This window comes from Sphingobacterium sp. GVS05A, from assembly GCF_019969845.1.
In the GTDB taxonomy this organism is placed as follows: Bacteria; Bacteroidota; Bacteroidia; order Sphingobacteriales; family Sphingobacteriaceae; genus Sphingobacterium.
The window spans coordinates 447,983-468,892 of record NZ_JAHXYR010000003.1 but is presented as its reverse complement, the minus strand read 5'-3'; the positions used below and the strand labels follow the sequence as shown (position 1 = coordinate 468,892).

Below are 20,910 nucleotides of genomic sequence, written 5' to 3'. Positions count from 1 at the left end.
TAATTGCAAATTCTATTTGTTTTTAAAAACGAATAACCTTATTTTTGCTGACCAAAAAAGAGGCCTTTTATGTCTCTTATATAAAATTGATTAATAAATATTTAGTCCCTATAATATGCCCAAGATTGGTAAAATAGCGCAGATTATCGGCCCAGTTGTTGACGTCAACTTCGCCGACAGTGAAAATCTACCTAAAATTTACGATGCATTGTACATTCAAAAAGAAAATGGACAACGTGTTGTATTGGAAGTTCAACAACACTTAGGTCAGGATCGTGTACGTACAATTGCCATGGACGCAACTGAAGGTTTGGTTCGTGGAATGGAAGTTGTTGATACTGGTGCTCCTATCAAAATGCCTGTTGGTGAAGAAATCAAAGGTCGTGTATTCAATGTAGTAGGTGATGCCATTGATGGTATCCAAAATTTGAGTAAAGAGAATGGTCGTCCTATCCACAACGTCCCTCCTAAATTCGAAGATCTATCTACTGAATCAGAAGTACTTTTTACTGGTATCAAAGTTATTGACCTTTTAGAGCCATATGCTAAAGGTGGTAAAATTGGTTTATTCGGTGGTGCCGGTGTAGGTAAAACTGTATTAATCCAAGAGTTGATCAACAACATCGCTAAAGGTCACGGTGGTCTTTCTGTATTTGCTGGTGTAGGTGAACGTACACGTGAAGGTAATGACTTATTGCGTGAGATGTTGGAATCAGGTATCATCAAATATGGTGAGCATTTTATGGAAGGCATGGAAAAAGGTGAATGGCCTTTGGACACTGTTGACCACGAATTAATGAAAGAATCTAAATGTACTTTCGTATTCGGTCAAATGAATGAGCCTCCAGGTGCACGTGCACGTGTTGCTTTGTCAGGTTTGACTGTTGCGGAATATTTCCGTGATGGTGATGGCGAAGGTCAAGGTCGTGACGTCCTATTCTTTATCGATAACATCTTCCGTTTTACACAAGCAGGTTCTGAAGTATCCGCACTATTAGGCCGTATGCCTTCAGCAGTAGGTTACCAACCAACCTTAGCTACAGAGATGGGTTTGATGCAAGAACGTATTACTTCTACTAAAAACGGATCGATCACTTCAGTACAAGCGGTATATGTACCTGCCGATGACTTAACTGACCCTGCTCCAGCGACAACATTTGCTCACTTGGATGCAACAACAGTATTGTCTCGTAAAATTGCTGAGTTAGGTATCTACCCTGCTGTGGATCCTTTGGATTCTACATCTCGTATCCTTTCTCCTGCTGTTTTAGGTGCTGAACATTATGATACTGCACAACGTGTAAAAGAAATTCTTCAACGCTATAAAGAACTACAAGATATCATCGCCATCTTAGGTATGGACGAGTTATCTGAAGAAGATAAATTAACTGTTCACCGCGCTCGTCGTGTACAACGTTTCTTATCACAACCTTTCCACGTAGCAGAGCAATTTACAGGCTTAAAAGGTGTATTGGTAGACATCAAAGATACCATCAAAGGCTTCAATATGATTATTGAAGGTGAAGTCGATGAATATCCAGAGGCTGCCTTCAACTTAGTAGGTAACATTGATGATGCTATCGAAAAAGGTAAGAAATTATTAGCAGAAGCAGTTTAATTTAGATATTAGACCCTAGGTATGAGATAATAGACTTTCGATTATCTCATATCTATTTGAAAACCTAAAGTTCTCAAATCTCATATCTCAAATCTTATATCTAAGAATAATGAAATTAACAATTATCACTCCCGACAAACTAGTATACGAAGGCGAAGTAACATCTGTTACTGTCCCTGGTTCTGCGGGTTCTTTTCAAATTTTGAAAGACCACGCGGCAATTGTTTCTACTTTGGAAGATGGAAAAGTAATTATTCAACAAGGTAAAGGTGGACAAGAAGTGTTCATTAAAGGTGGCGTCGTGGAAGCAAAAGACAATGTCATTACCGTGCTTGCTGAAGGAATTATCGGAGATTAAATCAATTGATTTTAAAATATTGAAAAGCTTCCGATAGAAATATCGGAAGCTTTTTTTTTAAAGTTTTTTTGACAATTTCTTCATTTTAGGAAGAAATTTGCCCTTTGTAACAAAAAATAATTTTTTGACCATGTAGACCAATTTTAAATACGGTATACGACTAACAAAATTTAAAACCGAATAAACCGAATAATAATAGTTTAAAATTTTTTAAAACGTAAAAATTTAAAATTTTATTCTAAATAGAAAATTAGCACTTTAGCTATTGCCAATTATTGTAATTCCTGCTACCTTGAGGAAATGAAAATCGAAGGTTTTTACCGAGGCCCGAGATAGCATGATTTACCAGCAAAAAACCAAAAGAGGGAATTATTTAAATAAGGTAAATTTTGGGTTATGAAATATTACGACAAGAACACATTGATTTATTTAGACGGGGCTTTTGTAAAAGCTTCTGAGGCTGCATTGAATCCCTTTGCACAATCGCTTCATTATGGCTATGCTGTGTTCGATGGTCTACGCGCGTACAATACCCACAATGGCCCGCGCATCTTTAAAGCGGACAAGCATTTTGACCGATTAAAGAAATCTTGTGAAGCGGTTGGAATTTCTTATCAATGGAACAACCGTGATCTAATTGACAAATGCTATGAACTTTTGGCCGTCAACAACTTACGCGAGGCTTATATCCGCCCCTTGGTGCTCACAGGCTCCAATATGCACCTGACCTCCTCTACTGAAGCCAATCTGATGATTGCCGCCTGGGAATGGGGACCTTATCTTGGTCAGAACCTACTTCGAGTATGCATCTCTGATATCAAAAGACCTAATCCAAAATCTTTTAAAACTGACTCGAAGATATCAGGGCAGTACGTGAACTCAATTCTGGCAACAACGGAAGCCATTAACAGAGGTTTCGACGAGGCACTTATGCTAGATCATGAAGGTTTCGTCGCTCAAGCTTCCAGTGAGAATATTTTTATTGAGAAAGATTTCAAAATTTATACACCGCCAGCGAAAAACATTTTTCCCGGCATTACAAGGCAGACTGTTAAAAACATCTGTAAAAAGTTGAATTTCGAAGTCATTGAAAAACAATTGACGGTAGAAGATATCTATACTGCAGATAGCGCATTCCTATGTGGTACTGCAGCAGAAATTATCGGAATCAAACAAGTCGACGATGTGATCTATCAAGAAGAGTGGGAACACAGTATAGGTGCGTCGATCCAAAGAAGATATAAAAATTTAGTATTAGAGAACGAAAATTATGAAGTCATTATCTAACGGCGAAAATGCAATGAACAAATACAGCCGTACATTTACACAAGACGAAACGCAACCTGCTGCTAAAGCGATGCTTTATGGTATCGGTTTGACAGATGCCGATATGGACAAGGCGCAGGTCGGTATTGCCAGCATGGGATATGATGGTAATACGTGTAATATGCACCTCAATGATTTGGCACAAATCGTCAAAAAAGGTGTTTGGAACAATGACTTAGTGGGTTTGACCTTTGGCACTATCGGTGTTAGTGACGGTATGAGCAATGGTACAGATGGTATGCGTTACTCATTGGTCAGTCGTGATGTAATCGCTGATAGTATCGAAACGATCTGTGGTGGTCAATATTACGATGGTCTGATCTCTATCCCTGGATGTGATAAAAACATGCCGGGTGCTATTATCGCAATGGCCCGTTTGGACCGCCCGTCTTTAATGGTCTATGGTGGTACAATTGCACCTGGACATTATAAAGGGGAGGAATTAAATATCGTCTCTGCTTTTGAAGCCTTGGGACAACGTATATGTGGTAATCTTTCCGACGAAGATTATGAGGGGATCATCAAACATACCTGTCCTGGAGCTGGTGCTTGTGGTGGTATGTATACTGCAAATACAATGGCTTCTGCAATTGAAGCATTGGGAATGAGTTTACCTTATTCTTCTTCTAATCCGGCAATCTCTGAAGCAAAGAAAAATGAATGTTTGGATGCGGGTAAATACATCCGTACCTTACTGGAAAAAGATATTAAACCTTCGGATATCATGACACGCAAGGCATTCGAAAATGCATTACGTGCCATCGTTATCTTAGGAGGAAGCACAAATGCGGTACTTCACTTTATTGCAATCGGCAAAGCTGTAGGCGTTGACATTTCTCAGGATGATTTCCAACGTATGAGTGATGAAACACCTGTACTGGCAGACTTTAAACCTTCCGGTAAATACTTGATGCAGGATCTTCAACAATATGGCGGAACTCCTGCCGTAATGAGATATCTCTTGGATGAAGGTTTATTACATGGCGATTGTATTACTGTAACCGGCAAAACTGTTGCTGAAAATTTAGCTGACGTAAAATCCATTATGGCGTATGATCAGCCTATTATCAAACCTTTGAGCGACCCAATCAAAGCAACAGGACATTTACAGATTCTTTACGGAAATCTAGCTGAGAAAGGTTCGGTAGCAAAAATATCGGGCAAAGAAGGTGAAAAATTCACTGGCCCTGCACGTGTATTCGACGGTGAACATGACTTAGTCACTGGTATTGCCTCGGGTAGAATTAAACAGGGAGATGTGGTCGTTATTAAAAACGAAGGCCCAATAGGAGCTCCAGGTATGCCTGAGATGCTTAAACCAACTTCATTAATTATCGGTGCTGGTTTAGGTAAATCTGTTGCATTGATTACAGACGGTCGTTTCTCCGGCGGAACGCACGGCTTCGTCGTAGGTCATATTACACCTGAATCCTACAAAGGTGGATTAATCGGCTTGGTACATGATGACGATATCATCGAGATTGACGCTGTTAATAATACAATCAATGTGAAACTTTCTGATGAGGAGATTGCAAAACGTCGTGCGGCTTGGGTACAACCTGCGCTAAAAGTGAGCAAAGGTGTGTTATATAAATACGCTAAAACCGTTGCTGATGCATCAGAAGGCTGTGTAACGGATCTGTAGAAAACAAATAGTTTAAATTAAAAAATGGAAAGACTGTCAAGCGTTTGGCTTGCACAAGAAGAATCTCAATACTCAATACTAATATCTCAATACTAATCAATATGAGTACACTGGAAATAACAGAAAATAAGGCCGCTAAAGAGCAGCAAACTCCGACACAGATTTCGGGATCGAAAGCTGTTATGGAGGCCTTATTGAGCGAAGGAGTTGATACCGTATTCGGCTATCCAGGTGGTGCAATTATGCCCATTTATGATGCCCTTTATGATTATACGGATCGTCTGAAGCATATTTTAGTGCGCCATGAACAAGGTGGAATCCACGCGGCGCAAGGTTATGCAAGAACTTCAGGTCGTACAGGTGTCGTCTTCGCGACGAGTGGTCCTGGAGCAACAAACCTAGTTACTGGATTGGCAGATGCCATGATTGACAGTAACCCGATCGTCTGTATTACAGGCCAAGTCTTTGCTTCACTATTGGGAACAGATGCATTTCAGGAAACGGATGTCATGAATATTACCGCACCGGTCACCAAGTGGAACTACCAAGTCACTGACGCAACTGAAATTCCAGCCGCACTCGCAAAAGCATTTTATATTGCTAGCACCGGTCGTCCAGGCCCGGTACTAATCGATATCACCAAGAATGCGCAAATACAATTGTTCGATTACTTCGGTTACGAAAAATGTAATCACGTACGCAGTTATAGACCTGCACCACATGTCCGCAAAGAGTATGTGGAGCAAGCTGCTGAATTAATCAACAACGCAAAAAAACCATTTATACTTTTCGGTCAGGGAATTATTTTAGGTAAAGCCGAGGCGGAATTCAAAGCTTTTATCGAAAAAACTGGCATTCCGTCGGCAGCAACTGTCATGGGATTGAGCGCCCTTCCAACGGACCACAAACTTCATGTTGGTATGCTGGGTATGCATGGCAATTATGCACCAAATGTCATGACCAATGAGTGTGATGTTTTAATCGCAATCGGAATGCGCTTCGATGACCGTGTTACAGGCCGATTGGACAAATATGCTAAACAGGCGAAAGTGATCCATTTGGATATTGACCCCGCTGAGATTGACAAAAACGTACAAACTACAGTACCAGTATGGGGTGACTGTAAAGAATCACTCCCAATGCTTACCGAATTGGTAAATGCGGTGGATCATTCTGCATGGTTAGCACAATTCCGTCAGCTTGAACAGGAAGAAATCAAAGAAGTCATCCAAAATGAACTTCATCCGCAAACGGATATCATGACCATGGGTGAGGTAATCAATGTGTTGAATGAATTGACTGGTGGTGATGCCATTATCACAACAGACGTAGGTCAGCATCAGATGGTGTCCTGTCGTTATGCTAAATTTAACAACAGTAAATCAAATGTAACATCAGGTGGACTGGGAACCATGGGTTTTGGTCTTCCGGCAGCGATCGGCGCCTGGTATGGCGCGCCAGAGAAAACTGTCGTAGCAATCATCGGTGACGGTGGTATCCAAATGACCATTCAGGAATTGGGAACTATCATGCAGTTTGGCGCGAAGGTGAAAATCATGATCTTGAACAACGAGTTCTTAGGTATGGTACGTCAATGGCAACAACTGTTTCATGACAAGCGCTATTCATTCGTGAATATCACCAGTCCTGACTTTGTTGCAGTTGCCAAAGGATATTATATCGATGGACAGAAAATTTCAGAACGGAAGGATCTTCGCAATGCCCTTCAAACCATGCTTGAACACGATGGTGCTTATCTATTGGAAGTTATGGTAGGAAAGGAAAACAACGTATTCCCGATGGTTGCACAAGGAACATCCGTATCAGAGATCCGCTTAAAGTAAAGTTTAAAATGGAAAAACAAGAATATACCATTACCCTATATACAGAGAATTCTATCGGTCTTATCGGCAGGATCTCAACGATTTTTTCAAGAAGAAAAATCAATATTGAAAGCTTGAATACCTCCCCTTCCGAAGTAGAAGGCATACATCGATTTACCATTGTCATTACAGAGGCTGAAGAAGTTCTACGTAAGCTTTGTCGTCAGTTGGAAAAACAGATTGATATTCTTAAAGCCTACTACAACACCAATGATGAGGTGATCTGGCAAGAACAGGCTTTATATAAAGTCCCTGCTGACGTTGTCAATGAGAAGGTATATGTTGAACGTTTACTACGTCAATATGGTGCCAATGTGGTTGTGATCCGTAACGATTATATCGTTTTTGAAACCGCAGGTCACCGCGAGGAAATCGATAAGTTGACGGAAGAATTAACGAAGTATGGTTTGATCGAATTTGTACGGGGTGCACGTATCGCTATCATTAAAGATAGCGCCGGTTTCCACTCCAAATTGGTTCAGTTTGAAGCAAAGGAACCGTCAATTGAAATCGTTGAAAATGAATATCTCGACAAACGGGATGATGTATTTACTATGTAATCAGATGCAAGAAACATTTAAATTTATCTTACAGGCACGCCAAAAATTCATTGAATTGGTGGATAGCCTTTCCATAGAGCAACTCAACAAAATCCCTACTGGATTTAATAATAATATTATCTGGAATTTCGGACATATCGTCGTGAGTACACAGACTTTAGTCTATGTTCGTACAGGTGTCAAAGCTGACACTTCTTGGGTGAAATACAACGAAGATTACAGAAAAGATACCAAACCCACACGTTTTGTGGAGCAGGCTGAAATTGATGAATTAAAGGCAATCGCTATGCAAAGTATCGAACAGATCGCCAAAGACTACGAAAATGGTGTTTTCGGAGAGATTACTTCTTTTTCTACAGCGACCTATGGTTATCCAATGAATACAGTTGAAGATGTTATCGCTTTGACCTCTGGACATGACAATGTTCATTATGGTTATGCTTTGGCACAACGTAAATTAGTACAATAAAAAAATAAATAATCAACAACCAATAACAGAAAGAAAGTAAAACAATGGCAAATTATTTCAACACCTTACCGCTTAGAGAGCAGTTAGAACAATTAAGTCACGCTGAATTCATGGATAATACTGAATTCACGGATGGAGTAAATGCTTTAAAAGGTAAAAAAATCGTAATCGTAGGATGTGGTGCTCAAGGCTTGAACCAAGGTTTAAACTTAAGAGATAGCGGATTGGACGTATCTTATGCGCTACGTAAAGAGGCTATTGAACAAAAAAGAGATTCTTGGAAAAACGCTACGGACAATAACTTCAATGTAGGGACTTATGAAGAGTTGATTCCAACAGCAGATTTGGTCATTAACTTGACTCCAGATAAACAACATACTTCGGTTATCACTGCAGTGATGCCGTTAATGAAAGAAGGCGCAACCCTATCTTATTCACACGGTTTCAACATTGTTGAAGAAGGCATGCAAATCCGCAAAGACATCACAGTAATCATGGTTGCTCCAAAATGTCCAGGATCTGAAGTACGTGCTGAATACCTTCGTGGATTTGGTGTACCTACTTTGATCGCTGTTCACCCAGAGAATGATCCTCAAGGAAAAGGATGGGATGAAGCTAAAGCATACTGTGTAGGAACAGGTGGTCACAAAGCAGGCGTATTGAAATCTTCATTCGTAGCGGAAGTAAAATCAGATCTAATGGGTGAGCAAACTATTCTTTGTGGTTTGTTGCAAACAGGCTCTATTTTATCCTTCGACAAAATGATCGAAAAAGGAATTGAAGCTGGATACGCCTCCAAATTGGTACAATATGGTGTTGAGGTGATTACTGAAGCCTTGAAACATGGTGGTGTAAGCGGTATGATGGACCGTTTGAGTAACCCTGCAAAAGTGAAAGCTTTCGAAATATCTGAAGAACTGAAAGATATCATGCGTCCATTGTTCCAAAAACACCAAGACGATATCATGTCAGGTCACTTTAGCAAGACGATGATGGAAGACTGGGCAAATGGAGATGCTAACTTATTGAAATGGAGAGCTGAAACAGGCGAAACTGCATTCGAGAAAACACCTGCTGGTGATGTTAAAATCAACGAACAAGAATACTTCGACAATTATACCTTGATGGTCGCTTTCATTCGTGCTGGGGTAGAATTGGCATTTGAAACAATGGTTGAAGCTGGTATCAAACCAGAGTCTGCTTATTACGAATCATTGCACGAAACACCATTAATCGCAAATACGATCGCACGTAAGAAATTGTTTGAAATGAACCGTGTTATTTCTGATACAGCAGAATACGGTTGTTACCTATTTGATCAAGCTTGTAAACCTTTATTGGCTGATTTCATGAAAACTGTTGATACAGATTTAGTAGGTAAAAACTTTAACGAAAACAAAGATGCAGCAGTTGATAATGCGCAATTAGTTGTTATCAACGAGATTTTACGTGATCATCCAGTAGAAATCGTTGGCCGTAAATTGCGTAAAGCAATGACCGCAATGAAAGCAATCAAAACTGTTTAAAAATTTATACGAATTATTTGTTTTTTTAAAGCCGAATAGCATATTGAGGTGAATTCGATCCATGGATATGCTCCAAAATCATGAATATTTCGTAATTTAGTATATTGAAATCAGGGTGATATTGAGACATTTACAATATCACCCTGATTTCAATAAAAATAACATAAGAGAGATTAAAAAATGTCAAAAACATTAGTAGAAAAGATTTGGGATGCTCACGTCGTCAAGCGTGAAGAAGGGTTTCCGGATATTATATATATCGATACTCACTTGATTCATGAGGTTACTTCACCTCAAGCTTTTGATGGCTTACGCAAAAGAGGAATTCCAGTCTTTCGTCCAAAGCAAACGGTAGCTACTGCCGACCATAACGTACCGACCCTCAACCAACATTTACCGATCAAAGAAGAGTTATCGCGCTATCAAGTCGATATGCTGACCAAAAATTGTGCTGAATTTGGTATTGAATTATATGGTTTGGGACATCCTTATCAAGGGATTGTCCATGTAATTGGTCCAGAGTTAGGTATCACACTACCCGGTAAAACGATGGTCTGTGGGGATAGCCATACCTCAACACATGGTGCCTTTGGAGCTATTGCTTTTGGTATTGGAACTTCTCAGGTTGAACAGGTGTTTGCGACGCAATGTTTATTGCAGTCCAAGCCCAAAACAATGAAAATTGAAGTTAATGGCACCTTGCAAAAAGGGGTTGGCGCAAAAGATATTATCCTCTATATTATTGCCAAGATTTCTGCTGCAGGTGGTACAGGCTATTTTATCGAATATGCCGGTTCAGCAATCCGCTCTTTGAGCATGGAAGCACGTATGACCATCTGTAACATGAGTATCGAAATGGGTGCACGCGGTGGACTTATTGCACCGGATCAAATCACATTTGACTATGTAGAAGGTCGTGAATTCGCACCAAAAGGAGAAGAATGGGACAGCGCCTTAGCCTACTGGAAAACATTGTATTCAGATGAAGATGCCATCTTTGATAAAGTATTGACCTTTGATGCAGCAGACATCGCCCCGATGATTACCTACGGTACAAATCCAGGCATGGGTATGGGTATTGCAGAACATATCCCAGCAACAAATGCACAACCTGAATCAGAAAGACCATCGTATCAAAAAGCCTTAGATTATATGGGCTTTAAGGATGATTCAACAGTCTTAGGTAACCGTGTTGATTATGTTTTCATCGGAAGCTGTACCAACTCCCGTATCGAAGATTTACGTGAAGTAGCTTCATTCGTTAAGGGAAAACAGAAAGCACAGGACGTCGAAGTTTGGATTGTACCAGGCTCCAAGCAGGTAGAAAAACAAGCCAAAGAAGAAGGCTTGGATAAAATATTTGAAGCGGCTGGATTCCAATTGCGTGAGCCTGGATGTTCGGCATGTTTAGGTATGAACGAAGACAAAATTCCTGCGGGTAAATATTGTGTTTCGACTTCAAACAGAAACTTCGAAGGACGCCAAGGCCCTAATGCGCGTACCATGTTGGTATCACCACTGACAGCAGCGGCGGCAGCAGTAACTGGTAAAGTAACAGATGTTAGAGAGTTGATCTAGTATTGAATAGTGAGACATGAGAATTGATTTAATTTTGACTTTTTAATTTTTGACATGAAAAAATTTGAAACTTTAACATCACAGGTAGTTCCATTACCTATTGAAAATATTGATACTGACCAAATTATTCCAGCACGCTTTCTAAAAGCGACCACACGAGAAGGCTTTGGAGACAACCTGTTCCGTGACTGGCGTTTTGATAGTGAGAATCAGCCTAAAGCAGATTTCGTATTGAATAGCCCAACCTACTCGGGGAAGATACTGGTTGCCGGTAAAAACTTTGGTTGCGGCTCTAGCCGTGAGCACGCTGCATGGGCAATTCAAGACTATGGGTTTGATGTTGTCATCAGTTCGTTTTTTGCAGATATCTTTAAGGGTAACGCCCTTAATAATGGCGTATTGCCGATACAGGTTTCGGAAGAGTTCTTAGCGAAAATCTTCGAACTGGTACACCAAAATCCAAACACAGAAATTATCGTTGACCTCGAAAAACAAACAGTTATGTTAACAGAGACTGGCGATCAATTTGAATTTGAAATCAATCCATACAAAAAATCATGCTTGATTAATGGATACGATGATATCGATTTCATCCTTAATCAAAAAGATCTAATTGAATCATTCGAAACAACAAGAAAATGGTAGACCCAGTCGTCCATATTGCCAATTTAACTATTCAGCATGGTAAAGACACCGTGCTGCAAGATTTAAATTGGCAAATTTTCCCTGGTGAACAATGGATCTTAGGTGGTCCGAGCGGCACTGGAAAAACAACGCTTGCGAAAGCAATTGCGGGACAACTAAAATATGAGGGTACCCTATCCTTTCATTTGGATATGGATAGTCCCTTGCCAGCTCTTGTGCATTACGTTTCTAATTGGTTTCAATTTACCAATCTGGAGGGTGATCGCAATTTCTATTACCAACAACGCTACAATAAATTTTCAAAAAACGATACACTGACGGTTTTTGCGGAATTAAAACATTTTGCAAAAGAACAACAGCTATCCTTTGAAGATGTTGCACCTTACCTCTCCATCTTTGGATTTGAAAATTTCAAAGATCAACAGTTGATCGAACTTTCCAGTGGCGAACATAAAAGGCTACAGTTGGTCAAAGCGCTATGGCTTCAACCCCAGCTATTGATTATCGATCAGCCTTATACCGGGTTGGATGTGCAGTCCAGAAAAGATCTGAATCAGGTCTTTGATCAACTAGCAGAAAAGGGTGTAACACTCCTGCTTATCAGTAATGATGACGAGCAGCCTGATTGCATAAATCGTTTTGCTGAAATACAGGAAGGGAAAATAGTCATTCGTCAAAAGGGTGGCGAAATTTCAAAAGGAATACCACGAAAGCGAAAGGAATTACCTTATTTCTTGCAACAATCGCCTAAAGTCTCCGCTCCCATCATGGTAAAGATGAAACAGATTCATATTTCCTATGGCGAGAAGCAAGTCTTAAAAAACATTGATTGGGAAGTTAAGGCAGGTGAAAAATGGTTATTGCAAGGACATAATGGTTCTGGAAAATCGACCTTATTAAGTCTGATCAATGGGGACCATCCGCAGGCCTATGCAAATGATATCCACCTTTTTGGTAAAAAAAGAGGATCCGGAGAAAGTATCTGGGAAATTAAAGAACACCTTGGCATCATTTCTCCCGAATTACATTGGTATTACGATATGAATGCCAATGTAGGACAAACAATCGCTTCAGGGTTCTTCGACTCGATGAGCCTCTATCAGAAATTGGGGTATGAGCAACAACAGAAGCTGGATCAGGTACTTCATTTTTTTGATCTCAAAGAAGTGAAGCATAAAACATTAGGATCTTTACCCTTAGGTCAACAACGATTAACCTTGCTAGCCCGCACCATTGTAAAACATCCCGAATTGCTTATATTAGATGAACCATGTCAGGGATTAGACAAGGAACAATCGCAATATTTCAATGATGTGATCGATGACCTGAGCAAGAATGGCCAAACCCTTATTTATGTCGGTCATTTCCAAAGCCAATTACCAACCTGTATAGATAACAAGATGGTACTGGAAAAGGGTGAAATTAAATCCGTAGAACGAGTTATCCACAAAAAAGAGGCTTTATCAACATAGAAATTGTGGAAAACGATAATTAACAATAGATATTTAGACGATAGATAATAGATATTAAACAATGGACATGAGCAGATGGATATTCAAATTTTATAAAAATAGCATCTCCATACTCATAGCTCTATACGCAATACTAATAAAACAATGAAAAAAAATATATTAATCATCCCCGGAGATGGCATTGGCCAAGAAGTAACAACATGGGGTAAAAAAGTTTTAGAAAAGATTGGTGAAAATTATGGTCATGAATTCAGTTTTGATGAAGCGATCATGGGACACACAGCGATTGAGGTTACGGGTAATCCGCTTCCGGATGAAACACTAGCGAAAGCAAAAGCATCAGATGCAATCCTTTTCGGCGCAATCGGACATATCAAATACGACAATGATCCATCGGCTAAAGTACGACCTGAGCAAGGCTTACTGAAGATCCGTAAAGAATTAGGTTTGTATGCTAATCTTCGTCCTATCCTTTTATTTGATGAACTATTAGATGCATCGAGTTTAAAGCCTGAGATCCTGCAAGGAACAGATATTCTTTTCTTCCGCGAGTTGACGGGTGACGTTTATTTCGGGGAGAAAAACCGTAATGAGGATAATACCTTCGCTTCGGATTTAATGAACTATCACCGTTATGAAGTAGAGCGTATCGCGCGTAAAGCTTATGATGCTGCCCGTACCCGTAACAAGAGATTATGCTCAGTTGATAAAGCCAATGTATTGGAAACTTCCCGTTTGTGGAGAGAAGTTGTTCAAGAAATTGCGAAAGAATACCCTGATGTTGAAACAGAACACATGTTTATCGACAATGCAGCAATGCAATTGGTTAAGAATCCAAAGAAATTTGATGTCGTATTAACAGCGAATCTTTTTGGTGATATCTTGACAGATGAAGCATCTCAGATCGCAGGATCAATGGGTATGTTAGCCTCAGCTTCAGTCGGTGATGGTACAGGTTTCTTTGAGCCTATCCACGGTTCGGCGCATGATATCGCAGGCCAAAATAAAGCGAATCCACTTGCCTCAATTTTATCTGCGGCATTAATGCTTGACATTAGCTTTGGTCTTCAAGAAGAGGCAAAAGCAGTTACCAATGCTGTTGCTGAAACACTAAAAGCAGGTTGGAGAACGGGAGATATCGCCAATGCCCACACCGAAGCATCTAAAGTCCTAGGTACGCAAGAAATGGGTGAAAAAGTATTAGCGTTTATTAAATAGTAATAAGATATGGGTAGGGAGTTTTACTTCTTACGTTTTTTTATAAATCTTTTGAATTAAGAAATTATGTTACACGATCCTAATCATCTTTACATCTTCGACACCACATTACGTGATGGCGAGCAGGTTCCAGGATGCCAATTAACTACTCCAGAGAAAATTGAGATCGCGAAGGACTTAGAAAAACTAGGTGTCGATATTATCGAAGCCGGTTTTCCTGTTTCCAGCCCCGGAGATTTTCAATCTGTAGTAGCGTTATCCCAGGCGGTGAATGATGTTATTATATGTGCATTAACCCGTGCTAATCAAAACGATATTGACGTAGCTGCCGAAGCATTGAAATATGCCAAGCGTCCACGTATCCATACCGGCATTGGTTCTTCAGATATGCATATCAAATATAAATTCAATAGTACACGTGAAGAAATTTTAGAGCGTGCTGTAGCGGCTGTAAAACATGCTAAATCCTATGTGGAAGATGTTGAGTTTTATGCAGAGGATGCGGGCCGTGCAGATCTGGAATTTTTAGCTAAAATGATTGAATCAGTTATTGCTGCTGGTGCGACAGTGGTGAATATTCCAGACACCAACGGCTATTGCTTACCAGATCAATATGGTGCTAAAATCAAGTATCTAAAGGAGAATGTACGTAATATTGATCAAGCAATCATCTCTGCACACTGTCACAATGATTTGGGGCTAGCTACAGCCAACTCCATTGCTGCGATACAAAACGGTGCCCGTCAGGTAGAATGTACCATCAATGGTATCGGTGAACGTGCAGGTAATACCTCATTGGAAGAAGTTGCGATGATCCTTAAAGTACACAACCAATCTTTCGGCAGCTTAACTTCAAATATTGATAGCCGTATGTTTACCTATCTATCACGTAAAGTGAGTGAAATGATGAACATGCCTGTGCAACCCAATAAAGCGATTGTTGGCCGGAATGCCTTTGCTCATAGTTCAGGTATCCACCAAGATGGCTTCTTGAAACACCGCGAGAATTATGAAATTATCAGACCCGAAGATGTGGGCCTTGACGAAGCAGATATCATCTTAACTGCCCGTTCAGGAAGACATGCACTTAAACACCATTTAGAGCGCTTGGGTTTCCATCTTGAAAAAGATGATCTTGCGGATTGCTATCAACGCTTTTTGGTTTTGGCCGACGAAAAGAAAAATATTTGTGATGATGACCTAAAAAGCCTCATCCAAGAAAAGATATAAAAAAAGGAAAGGCTGCTGATGCAGCCTTTTTTCATCAAGAACATATTTTTTAAGAGGATTCCACAATCATATGTATAAACTTTTTTGTTCTATACACTCGTGGTCTTTTTCATAAAAATCAACTAAATTTAAATCAACTTTTAAACACAGTATAGGTAGAATCTCTAACATAGCGGCGGATATCCCCGTTTTCTTTACTACCTTCATTAGACATATCATCTAACTATGGATCTATCAACCCTAAACATCGATTCCGAAGCTACACTTGAGCGCATCAAATCTGTGGTAAATCGTACACCGCTACAATATAACCGGCATTTATCCGAAAAATATGACGCCGAAGTCTATCTCAAAAGAGAAGATTTGCAAGTTGTACGTTCTTATAAATTGCGTGGTGCCTACAATAAAATTATTTCGTTGACAGATGAAGAAAGACAACGTGGTGTGGTCTGTGCAAGTGCAGGCAATCATGCTCAAGGTGTAGCCTTCTCATGCAACAAATTAGACATTAAGGGTGTTATATTTATGCCTGGACCGACACCTCGTCAAAAAATCTCACAGACCGAAATGTGGGGTAATGGCAATGTTGAAATTGTATTGACCGGAGATACATTTGATGACTGTCAAAAAGCCGCTCTAGCGTACACGGAAGAACATGGTATGACTTTCATTCCGCCATTTGATGATCTCAAAGTTGTGGAAGGACAAGGTACTGTAGCCGTTGAAGCATTGCAGGATCTTCCTGATATGGATGCCATATTTATTCCGATCGGTGGTGGTGGACTAGCTGCTGGAGCAAGCTATTACCTGAAAAGCAAAAACAAAGCGATCAAGTGCTACGGTGTAGAACCTGAAGGTGCACCATCGATGCAGGCCGCACTTGAAAACGGCGCACCCTTTGAATTAGAGCATATCAACAAGTTTGTGGATGGAGCTGCTGTAAAAAAAATAGGTGCTACGACGTTTGCCATTGCTAAGCAACTGCTCGATGATACACGCTCTATTCCTGAAGGTAAAATCTGTACTTGTATTTTGGAGTTATACAATAAAGACGCAATCGTCGTTGAACCCGCAGGAGCACTTTCTGTTGCCGCATTGGAGTTCCACAAAGATGAAATTAAAGGGAAGAAAGTAGTCTGTATTATTTCAGGTGGCAATAATGATATTGACCGCATGAGTGAGATCAAAGAACTGTCGCTACTTTATGAAGGATACAAGCACTATTTTATCGTTCGTTTTCCCCAGCGTCCCGGCGCATTAAAACTTTTCGTATCCGAAGTTCTCGGTCCTAAAGACGATATTACGAGATTTGAGTTTATCAAAAAAACTGAGCGGGAAAGGGGGCCAGCCTTAGTCGGCATTGAACTTAACAAGCCTGAAGATTACGAGACACTCATCGCACGGATGAAAGAATACAAATTCGATGTCATTGAAATCAATAAAGATCAAACATTATTTGAATATCTGGTATAAAAAATAAAGACCTGCGATTTAAATGCTGTAAAAAAAGAAACACAGCCAAGTTTAGATAATGAACTACACCCCAAAAGTTAGACAAAAAACTTTTGGGGTGTATTGTTATGAGCAAACATACTTTTAAAGATAAACTCTCTATTTTTTTAATAGACTAGCTTGGGCAATACCAGGAAGCTGGAACTGTATTTCTCTTTTCAGTAGCATCACGAATAGGTATGAGCAATTTGCTCGATTAATTATATCTGCTAAAAATTAATGCCATTTTCATCATATAAAAATCTTATATTTAAGTGTTTAATCAAAAATAAGCACAGATGAGAGTACTAATTTTAACGATTTTGACCCTAATCGGTCAACTTAGCTTCGCCCAGACAGACAAAAGCAAACGTCCAAGTCCTCCAGACAACACTAAGGTAACAACAACCGATGGTGTTACCATCGACATCAATTACAGCCGTCCTTCACTAAAGGGTCGCAAACTCGGTGTTGATATTGTTCCTGTAGGTGTAGTTTGGCGTACAGGCGCCAATGAAGCCACTACAATCGAATTCAATAAAGATGTATTGGTTGAAGGCAAAAAACTAGCCGCAGGGAAATATGGTCTTTATAGTATCCCTGGAGAACACGAAACAACCCTTATGTTCAGCAAAGTGTGGAACCAATGGGGAACAAAATATGACGCCAAAGACGATGCGCTACGCGTTTCGGTCAGTAATGATAAGTCGGATAACAGTCAGGAGCAGTTCAAAATAAATGCGACTCCGGAAGGTAATGTTTCACTGGAATGGGGAGAGTATGTCATTCCTTTTAAGGTCAAAGCAAGTAACTAGCTGATCCCATAAGTCCGTTTTATAAAAATAGGCTACCGGTCAAAGTACGACTGGTGGCCTATTTTGTATAATCGAAAAGCTTTTATATAGTCTAAAAGCAGTTCGTATGCTTAGTCAATAATCGTCTTTTCAGTGACGGTCTTGTGTGTTTTATTCAACCCGTACTTTACCATAAAGGCATTATATTCCTCCTCATCACGATTCATCTTATCATACCAGTTTTTTTTCAGGATAAGTGTAGTAATACCCAATGTCAAGATTGTTGTGAGCAAGCCCTGTCCCTGTTTGATCACAATATACATGGGCACCAAGGTCAGACAACATTGCCATACTATACCGACAGCCACATTGACCATATCCCGCTTAAAATGATCATTCTTCTTGAGATCCGGGTATTTCTCCAGTGCTTTTTGATGAATCGGTCCCCAAAAACCCCAAGGGCGTACACGCACATAAAAGTCTACCAGCACTTCCTCTTCCGTAGGCCTGGATAACCATGTCCCTGCAAAACAGCCAAACAAAGATAGGACAAACAAAAAAGGAAAAAAATATAGCGGCAGTGTATCCGGAAAAACCTGTGGTAAGATGATCGCCCCAACTATACCCGCCAGCATTCCCCAGAAAAATCCGGCACCATTAAAACGCCACCAGTGCCATTTCAATACATTTGCTGCGATATAACCGCCATATAACGCCGAGACAATCCATTGTAAAACGGAGTTTATATTCTGCACATATAAGCCAATAATAGTACTACAGACGACCACAGCGATTGAAACAGCATAACTCAGACGGATCTGCTTTTTAGGTGAAGCAGATCGGTACATAAACTTCAACAAAACGTCATTTACAAGATAAGCCTGAGCAGCATTTATCGTCGAAGCAAATGAAGACATGAATGCCGCCAATAGCCCTGCCAACAATAGCCCAGTCAACCCAACCTTGCCGAAACGGCTGATAGCTTTAGGCAGAATAATTTCAAAATCCATCTGATTGCCCATCTGTGCAAATTCATCCCGAAAAAACACAAGCGCTAATACCGTGAACCCCATGATCATCAGGTAACGGGGGATAAGTAGGATGACCGACACTGAACCACTCATTAAAGCCGCCTCTTTAGGGGATCTACAGGCTAATATCTTCTGCATGTCATAGTTGGCAGCCGGTCCTGCCATGCTCATAAATATCCCTTTAAATAGCATCATCATGACAAATACCGTGAAAAGATTATATTGATCATCGGCGATCCGATCCATTATCGAGGGGAGCAAAGTACTCCAGTCCAAATCCAATTGCCAGCCGAAAAAGGGTGAGTCCCAGCCTTCCGGTGTGTTTGCTGCCAATAGTTCAGGGCTAACCTGCTGCATGGCTATTACAGCGATGGCAATCCCCGAAATAATCATAATAGCAAACTTGACCATATCTGCCCACACAATACTGTGCATCCCACCAAGCATGACGTAAAAAGTCGTAATCGCTGTAAAGAAAATACCATACAATTGAGGAGCCATCGCTGGATCAATCGTCAATGGAATAAAGCGGGATACCTGTTCCCATGGAAAAAAAACTTCCATGAATTTCCCTATACCGATAAAGCCGTAACACAAAAAACCCATTACCGCAACAATGGCATATAGAATGACGATGGTATAGGCTCCATCAGCTCCCCGACCATGACCAAAACGAGTACGGATCCATTCTGCTCCAGTAAGGACATTGGATCGCCGCAACCAAACCGACAAATAGACCATCAAAAAAATCTGATTGAAAACAGGCCATAACCAAGGGATCCACATGCTTTTTAAGCCATATACAAAAGCAAGGTAGACCATCCACATAGTTCCCGAGATGTCGAACATACCCGATGCATCAGAAATACCGAGCATATAATAGGGTAGCGTTTTTCCACCTAAAAAATAGGAATCGAGATTCTTGGCGGCTCGCTTTTTAAGGATCAAACCGATGACAATCATCGCAAGCAAATAACTGACGATGATAACTATATCTATTGCGGAAATTTCCATGAATATTCTTTTCGTGGTCATCCGCAATCTACAATTATATTTCTATTTCTCCAATTGATCAATCACGACCGAAACAGGGTAGTGATCAGATATCCCCTCAAGTGCAGGACCATTATACACTTCCACCTGTTTCACTTGAGATGCTAAAGGTTCAGACAACAAAATATAATCGAGACGTTCAGAAACAGTGGCCAGCCGGGAGTCTCCCCATTTCCAATTGTAAAGCGTCGCTGCGGGATAGCTGGCACGTTTGATTTCAGGAAATACATACCGTCCGATACAATCGTCAAAACCGGCAGCCAGAAAAGTTGATAATACACGATAATCAAATCTACTTCCGTTCATATTGCCATACTGCGGATGTTCCTGATCCCATTTCGCTAAATTTGTCTTCAATACAGACTGCGTTTCCAACCAAATGGCATCTAGCGGGGAGTAGGCATTCAGATCTCCCATAATAATACAGCTGTCCAAGCGATTATTCTTTACATATTCTACAATTTGTCTCGCCTCTCCCAGCCGGTATTTCCAGGAAAAAGGGCTTAGATGTGTTACGATAAGATCTAAGCGGTTGATCTTCACATGAAGCATCCCATGCCAAAACTGATCTACTTGTGCTTTTATAAGTCTGATCGGATAACGTGAGGAAATACCGACAGGGTAACCTTGCTCTTTTAACAAAACCGTGTAAGTATGTCCATATGTTTTAGCCAATTGCGCGAGATCTGTTTGCTTAAAATCGACCAGTTCCTGCAATGCCACAATATCAGGCTGCTCTTTTCGCATCCAATCACTAAATTTATCCTTTCGATCCTGTTGCTTCTCAAAACCATTCCAGATATTATAGGAGATAATTTTTAAGCTCTCCGATTCTTGAGCCCGCACAGAAAACGCTAAACTGCAAAGACTGATCAAAGCGAGAATTTGAACACAAACATTCTTTAACATAGCATTGTTTTTTTCGTCGCACATTTTTTTATTCGTACATTTTATTGCCCTGTTGCTTAACCGTGTGCTAAGCACACTATTTTCGGCATACGATTTACGATCAT

17 protein-coding genes are annotated in these 20,910 nt (G+C 40.3%); 15 read left to right on the top strand and 2 right to left on the bottom strand.

Going from position 1 to position 20,910, the window contains the following annotated elements:
* Nucleotides 1-115: 115 nt before the first annotated feature.
* From atpD to LC454_RS09530, 15 genes are all read left to right on the top strand, one after another.
* Complete coding sequence (atpD, locus tag LC454_RS09600; protein ID WP_223581844.1) at nt 116-1,618, top strand: F0F1 ATP synthase subunit beta; 1,503 nt, start codon at nt 116-118, stop codon at nt 1,616-1,618.
* Between the two features lie 109 nt (nt 1,619-1,727).
* Nucleotides 1,728-1,976 carry an ATP synthase F1 subunit epsilon gene (gene atpC, locus LC454_RS09595; RefSeq protein WP_028071934.1) on the top strand — a complete coding sequence of 83 codons (249 nt, stop codon included), beginning with the start codon at nt 1,728-1,730 and terminating at the stop codon, nt 1,974-1,976.
* Between the two features lie 396 nt (nt 1,977-2,372).
* Nucleotides 2,373-3,263, top strand: a complete 891-nt coding sequence (locus LC454_RS09590; RefSeq protein WP_223581842.1) for a branched-chain amino acid transaminase — start codon at nt 2,373-2,375, stop codon at nt 3,261-3,263.
* Nucleotides 3,247-4,947: a dihydroxy-acid dehydratase gene (gene ilvD, locus LC454_RS09585; RefSeq protein WP_223581841.1), complete on the top strand. Its 1,701-nt coding sequence runs from the start codon at nt 3,247-3,249 to the stop codon at nt 4,945-4,947. Before LC454_RS09590 ends, ilvD begins: the two co-directional genes overlap by 17 nt.
* 101 nt (nt 4,948-5,048) lie before the next feature.
* Nucleotides 5,049-6,791 carry a biosynthetic-type acetolactate synthase large subunit gene (gene ilvB / locus LC454_RS09580; protein WP_223581840.1) on the top strand — a complete coding sequence of 581 codons (1,743 nt, stop codon included), beginning with the start codon at nt 5,049-5,051 and terminating at the stop codon, nt 6,789-6,791.
* 8 nt (nt 6,792-6,799) lie between these two features.
* Nucleotides 6,800-7,390, top strand: coding sequence for an acetolactate synthase small subunit (ilvN, locus tag LC454_RS09575; protein ID WP_077437042.1), 591 nt, complete (start codon nt 6,800-6,802; stop codon nt 7,388-7,390).
* Between the two features lie 4 nt (nt 7,391-7,394).
* Nucleotides 7,395-7,859: a DinB family protein gene (locus LC454_RS09570; RefSeq protein WP_223581839.1), complete on the top strand. Its 465-nt coding sequence runs from the start codon at nt 7,395-7,397 to the stop codon at nt 7,857-7,859.
* A gap of 44 nt (nt 7,860-7,903) precedes the next feature.
* Complete coding sequence (ilvC, locus tag LC454_RS09565; RefSeq protein ID WP_223581838.1) at nt 7,904-9,385, top strand: ketol-acid reductoisomerase; 1,482 nt, start codon at nt 7,904-7,906, stop codon at nt 9,383-9,385.
* Between the two features lie 180 nt (nt 9,386-9,565).
* Nucleotides 9,566-10,963, top strand: coding sequence for a 3-isopropylmalate dehydratase large subunit (gene leuC, locus LC454_RS09560; protein WP_223581837.1), 1,398 nt, complete (start codon nt 9,566-9,568; stop codon nt 10,961-10,963).
* 54 nt (nt 10,964-11,017) lie between these two features.
* Nucleotides 11,018-11,608 (top strand): 3-isopropylmalate dehydratase small subunit, encoded by a 591-nt coding sequence (gene leuD / locus LC454_RS09555; protein ID WP_223581826.1) that lies wholly within the window; start codon nt 11,018-11,020, stop codon nt 11,606-11,608.
* Nucleotides 11,602-13,080 carry an ATP-binding cassette domain-containing protein gene (locus LC454_RS09550; protein ID WP_223581824.1) on the top strand — a complete coding sequence of 493 codons (1,479 nt, stop codon included), beginning with the start codon at nt 11,602-11,604 and terminating at the stop codon, nt 13,078-13,080. Before leuD ends, LC454_RS09550 begins: the two co-directional genes overlap by 7 nt.
* 144 nt (nt 13,081-13,224) lie before the next feature.
* Nucleotides 13,225-14,298: a 3-isopropylmalate dehydrogenase gene (gene leuB / locus LC454_RS09545; RefSeq protein ID WP_223581822.1), complete on the top strand. Its 1,074-nt coding sequence runs from the start codon at nt 13,225-13,227 to the stop codon at nt 14,296-14,298.
* 66 nt (nt 14,299-14,364) lie between these two features.
* Entirely contained in the window at nt 14,365-15,528 is a 1,164-nt protein-coding gene (locus tag LC454_RS09540) for a 2-isopropylmalate synthase (RefSeq protein ID WP_223581820.1), read from the top strand.
* A 225-nt stretch (nt 15,529-15,753) separates the two neighbouring features.
* Nucleotides 15,754-17,001, top strand: coding sequence for a threonine ammonia-lyase IlvA (gene ilvA / locus LC454_RS09535; RefSeq protein ID WP_223581818.1), 1,248 nt, complete (start codon nt 15,754-15,756; stop codon nt 16,999-17,001).
* 317 nt (nt 17,002-17,318) lie between these two features.
* Nucleotides 17,319-17,834, top strand: coding sequence for a DUF2911 domain-containing protein (locus LC454_RS09530; RefSeq protein ID WP_223581816.1), 516 nt, complete (start codon nt 17,319-17,321; stop codon nt 17,832-17,834).
* A gap of 110 nt (nt 17,835-17,944) precedes the next feature.
* On the opposite strand, the gene LC454_RS09525 is transcribed toward LC454_RS09530, so the two are convergent.
* Together LC454_RS09525 and LC454_RS09520 are read right to left on the bottom strand one after the other, a co-directional pair.
* Nucleotides 17,945-19,858, bottom strand: coding sequence for a sodium:solute symporter family protein (locus LC454_RS09525; RefSeq protein ID WP_223581814.1), 1,914 nt, complete (start codon nt 19,856-19,858; stop codon nt 17,945-17,947).
* A 42-nt stretch (nt 19,859-19,900) separates the two neighbouring features.
* The gene (locus tag LC454_RS09520) at nt 19,901-20,806 is read right to left on the bottom strand and encodes an endonuclease/exonuclease/phosphatase family protein (protein WP_223581812.1); all 906 of its coding nucleotides are present in this window, start codon (nt 20,804-20,806) and stop codon (nt 19,901-19,903) included.
* Nucleotides 20,807-20,910: the final 104 nt, after the last annotated feature.

Excerpts from the sequence above, each read along its gene's own strand:
- ilvD (WP_223581841.1), top strand. The coding sequence starts at position 3,247 with ATGAAGTCATTATCTAACGGCGAAAATGCAATGAACAAATACAGCCGT.
- LC454_RS09570 (WP_223581839.1), top strand. The coding sequence starts at position 7,395 with ATGCAAGAAACATTTAAATTTATCTTACAGGCACGCCAAAAATTCATT.
- atpD (WP_223581844.1), top strand. The coding sequence starts at position 116 with ATGCCCAAGATTGGTAAAATAGCGCAGATTATCGGCCCAGTTGTTGAC.
- ilvA (WP_223581818.1), top strand. The coding sequence starts at position 15,754 with ATGGATCTATCAACCCTAAACATCGATTCCGAAGCTACACTTGAGCGC.
- ilvB (WP_223581840.1), top strand. The coding sequence starts at position 5,049 with ATGAGTACACTGGAAATAACAGAAAATAAGGCCGCTAAAGAGCAGCAA.
- leuB (WP_223581822.1), top strand. The coding sequence starts at position 13,225 with ATGAAAAAAAATATATTAATCATCCCCGGAGATGGCATTGGCCAAGAA.
- ilvC (WP_223581838.1), top strand. The coding sequence starts at position 7,904 with ATGGCAAATTATTTCAACACCTTACCGCTTAGAGAGCAGTTAGAACAA.
- LC454_RS09525 (WP_223581814.1), bottom strand. The coding sequence starts at position 19,858 with ATGGAAATTTCCGCAATAGATATAGTTATCATCGTCAGTTATTTGCTT.
- LC454_RS09550 (WP_223581824.1), top strand. The coding sequence starts at position 11,602 with ATGGTAGACCCAGTCGTCCATATTGCCAATTTAACTATTCAGCATGGT.
- LC454_RS09520 (WP_223581812.1), bottom strand. The coding sequence starts at position 20,806 with ATGTTAAAGAATGTTTGTGTTCAAATTCTCGCTTTGATCAGTCTTTGC.
- leuC (WP_223581837.1), top strand. The coding sequence starts at position 9,566 with ATGTCAAAAACATTAGTAGAAAAGATTTGGGATGCTCACGTCGTCAAG.
- leuD (WP_223581826.1), top strand. The coding sequence starts at position 11,018 with ATGAAAAAATTTGAAACTTTAACATCACAGGTAGTTCCATTACCTATT.
- LC454_RS09540 (WP_223581820.1), top strand. The coding sequence starts at position 14,365 with ATGTTACACGATCCTAATCATCTTTACATCTTCGACACCACATTACGT.
- LC454_RS09530 (WP_223581816.1), top strand. The coding sequence starts at position 17,319 with ATGAGAGTACTAATTTTAACGATTTTGACCCTAATCGGTCAACTTAGC.
- atpC (WP_028071934.1), top strand. The coding sequence starts at position 1,728 with ATGAAATTAACAATTATCACTCCCGACAAACTAGTATACGAAGGCGAA.
- ilvN (WP_077437042.1), top strand. The coding sequence starts at position 6,800 with ATGGAAAAACAAGAATATACCATTACCCTATATACAGAGAATTCTATC.
- LC454_RS09590 (WP_223581842.1), top strand. The coding sequence starts at position 2,373 with ATGAAATATTACGACAAGAACACATTGATTTATTTAGACGGGGCTTTT.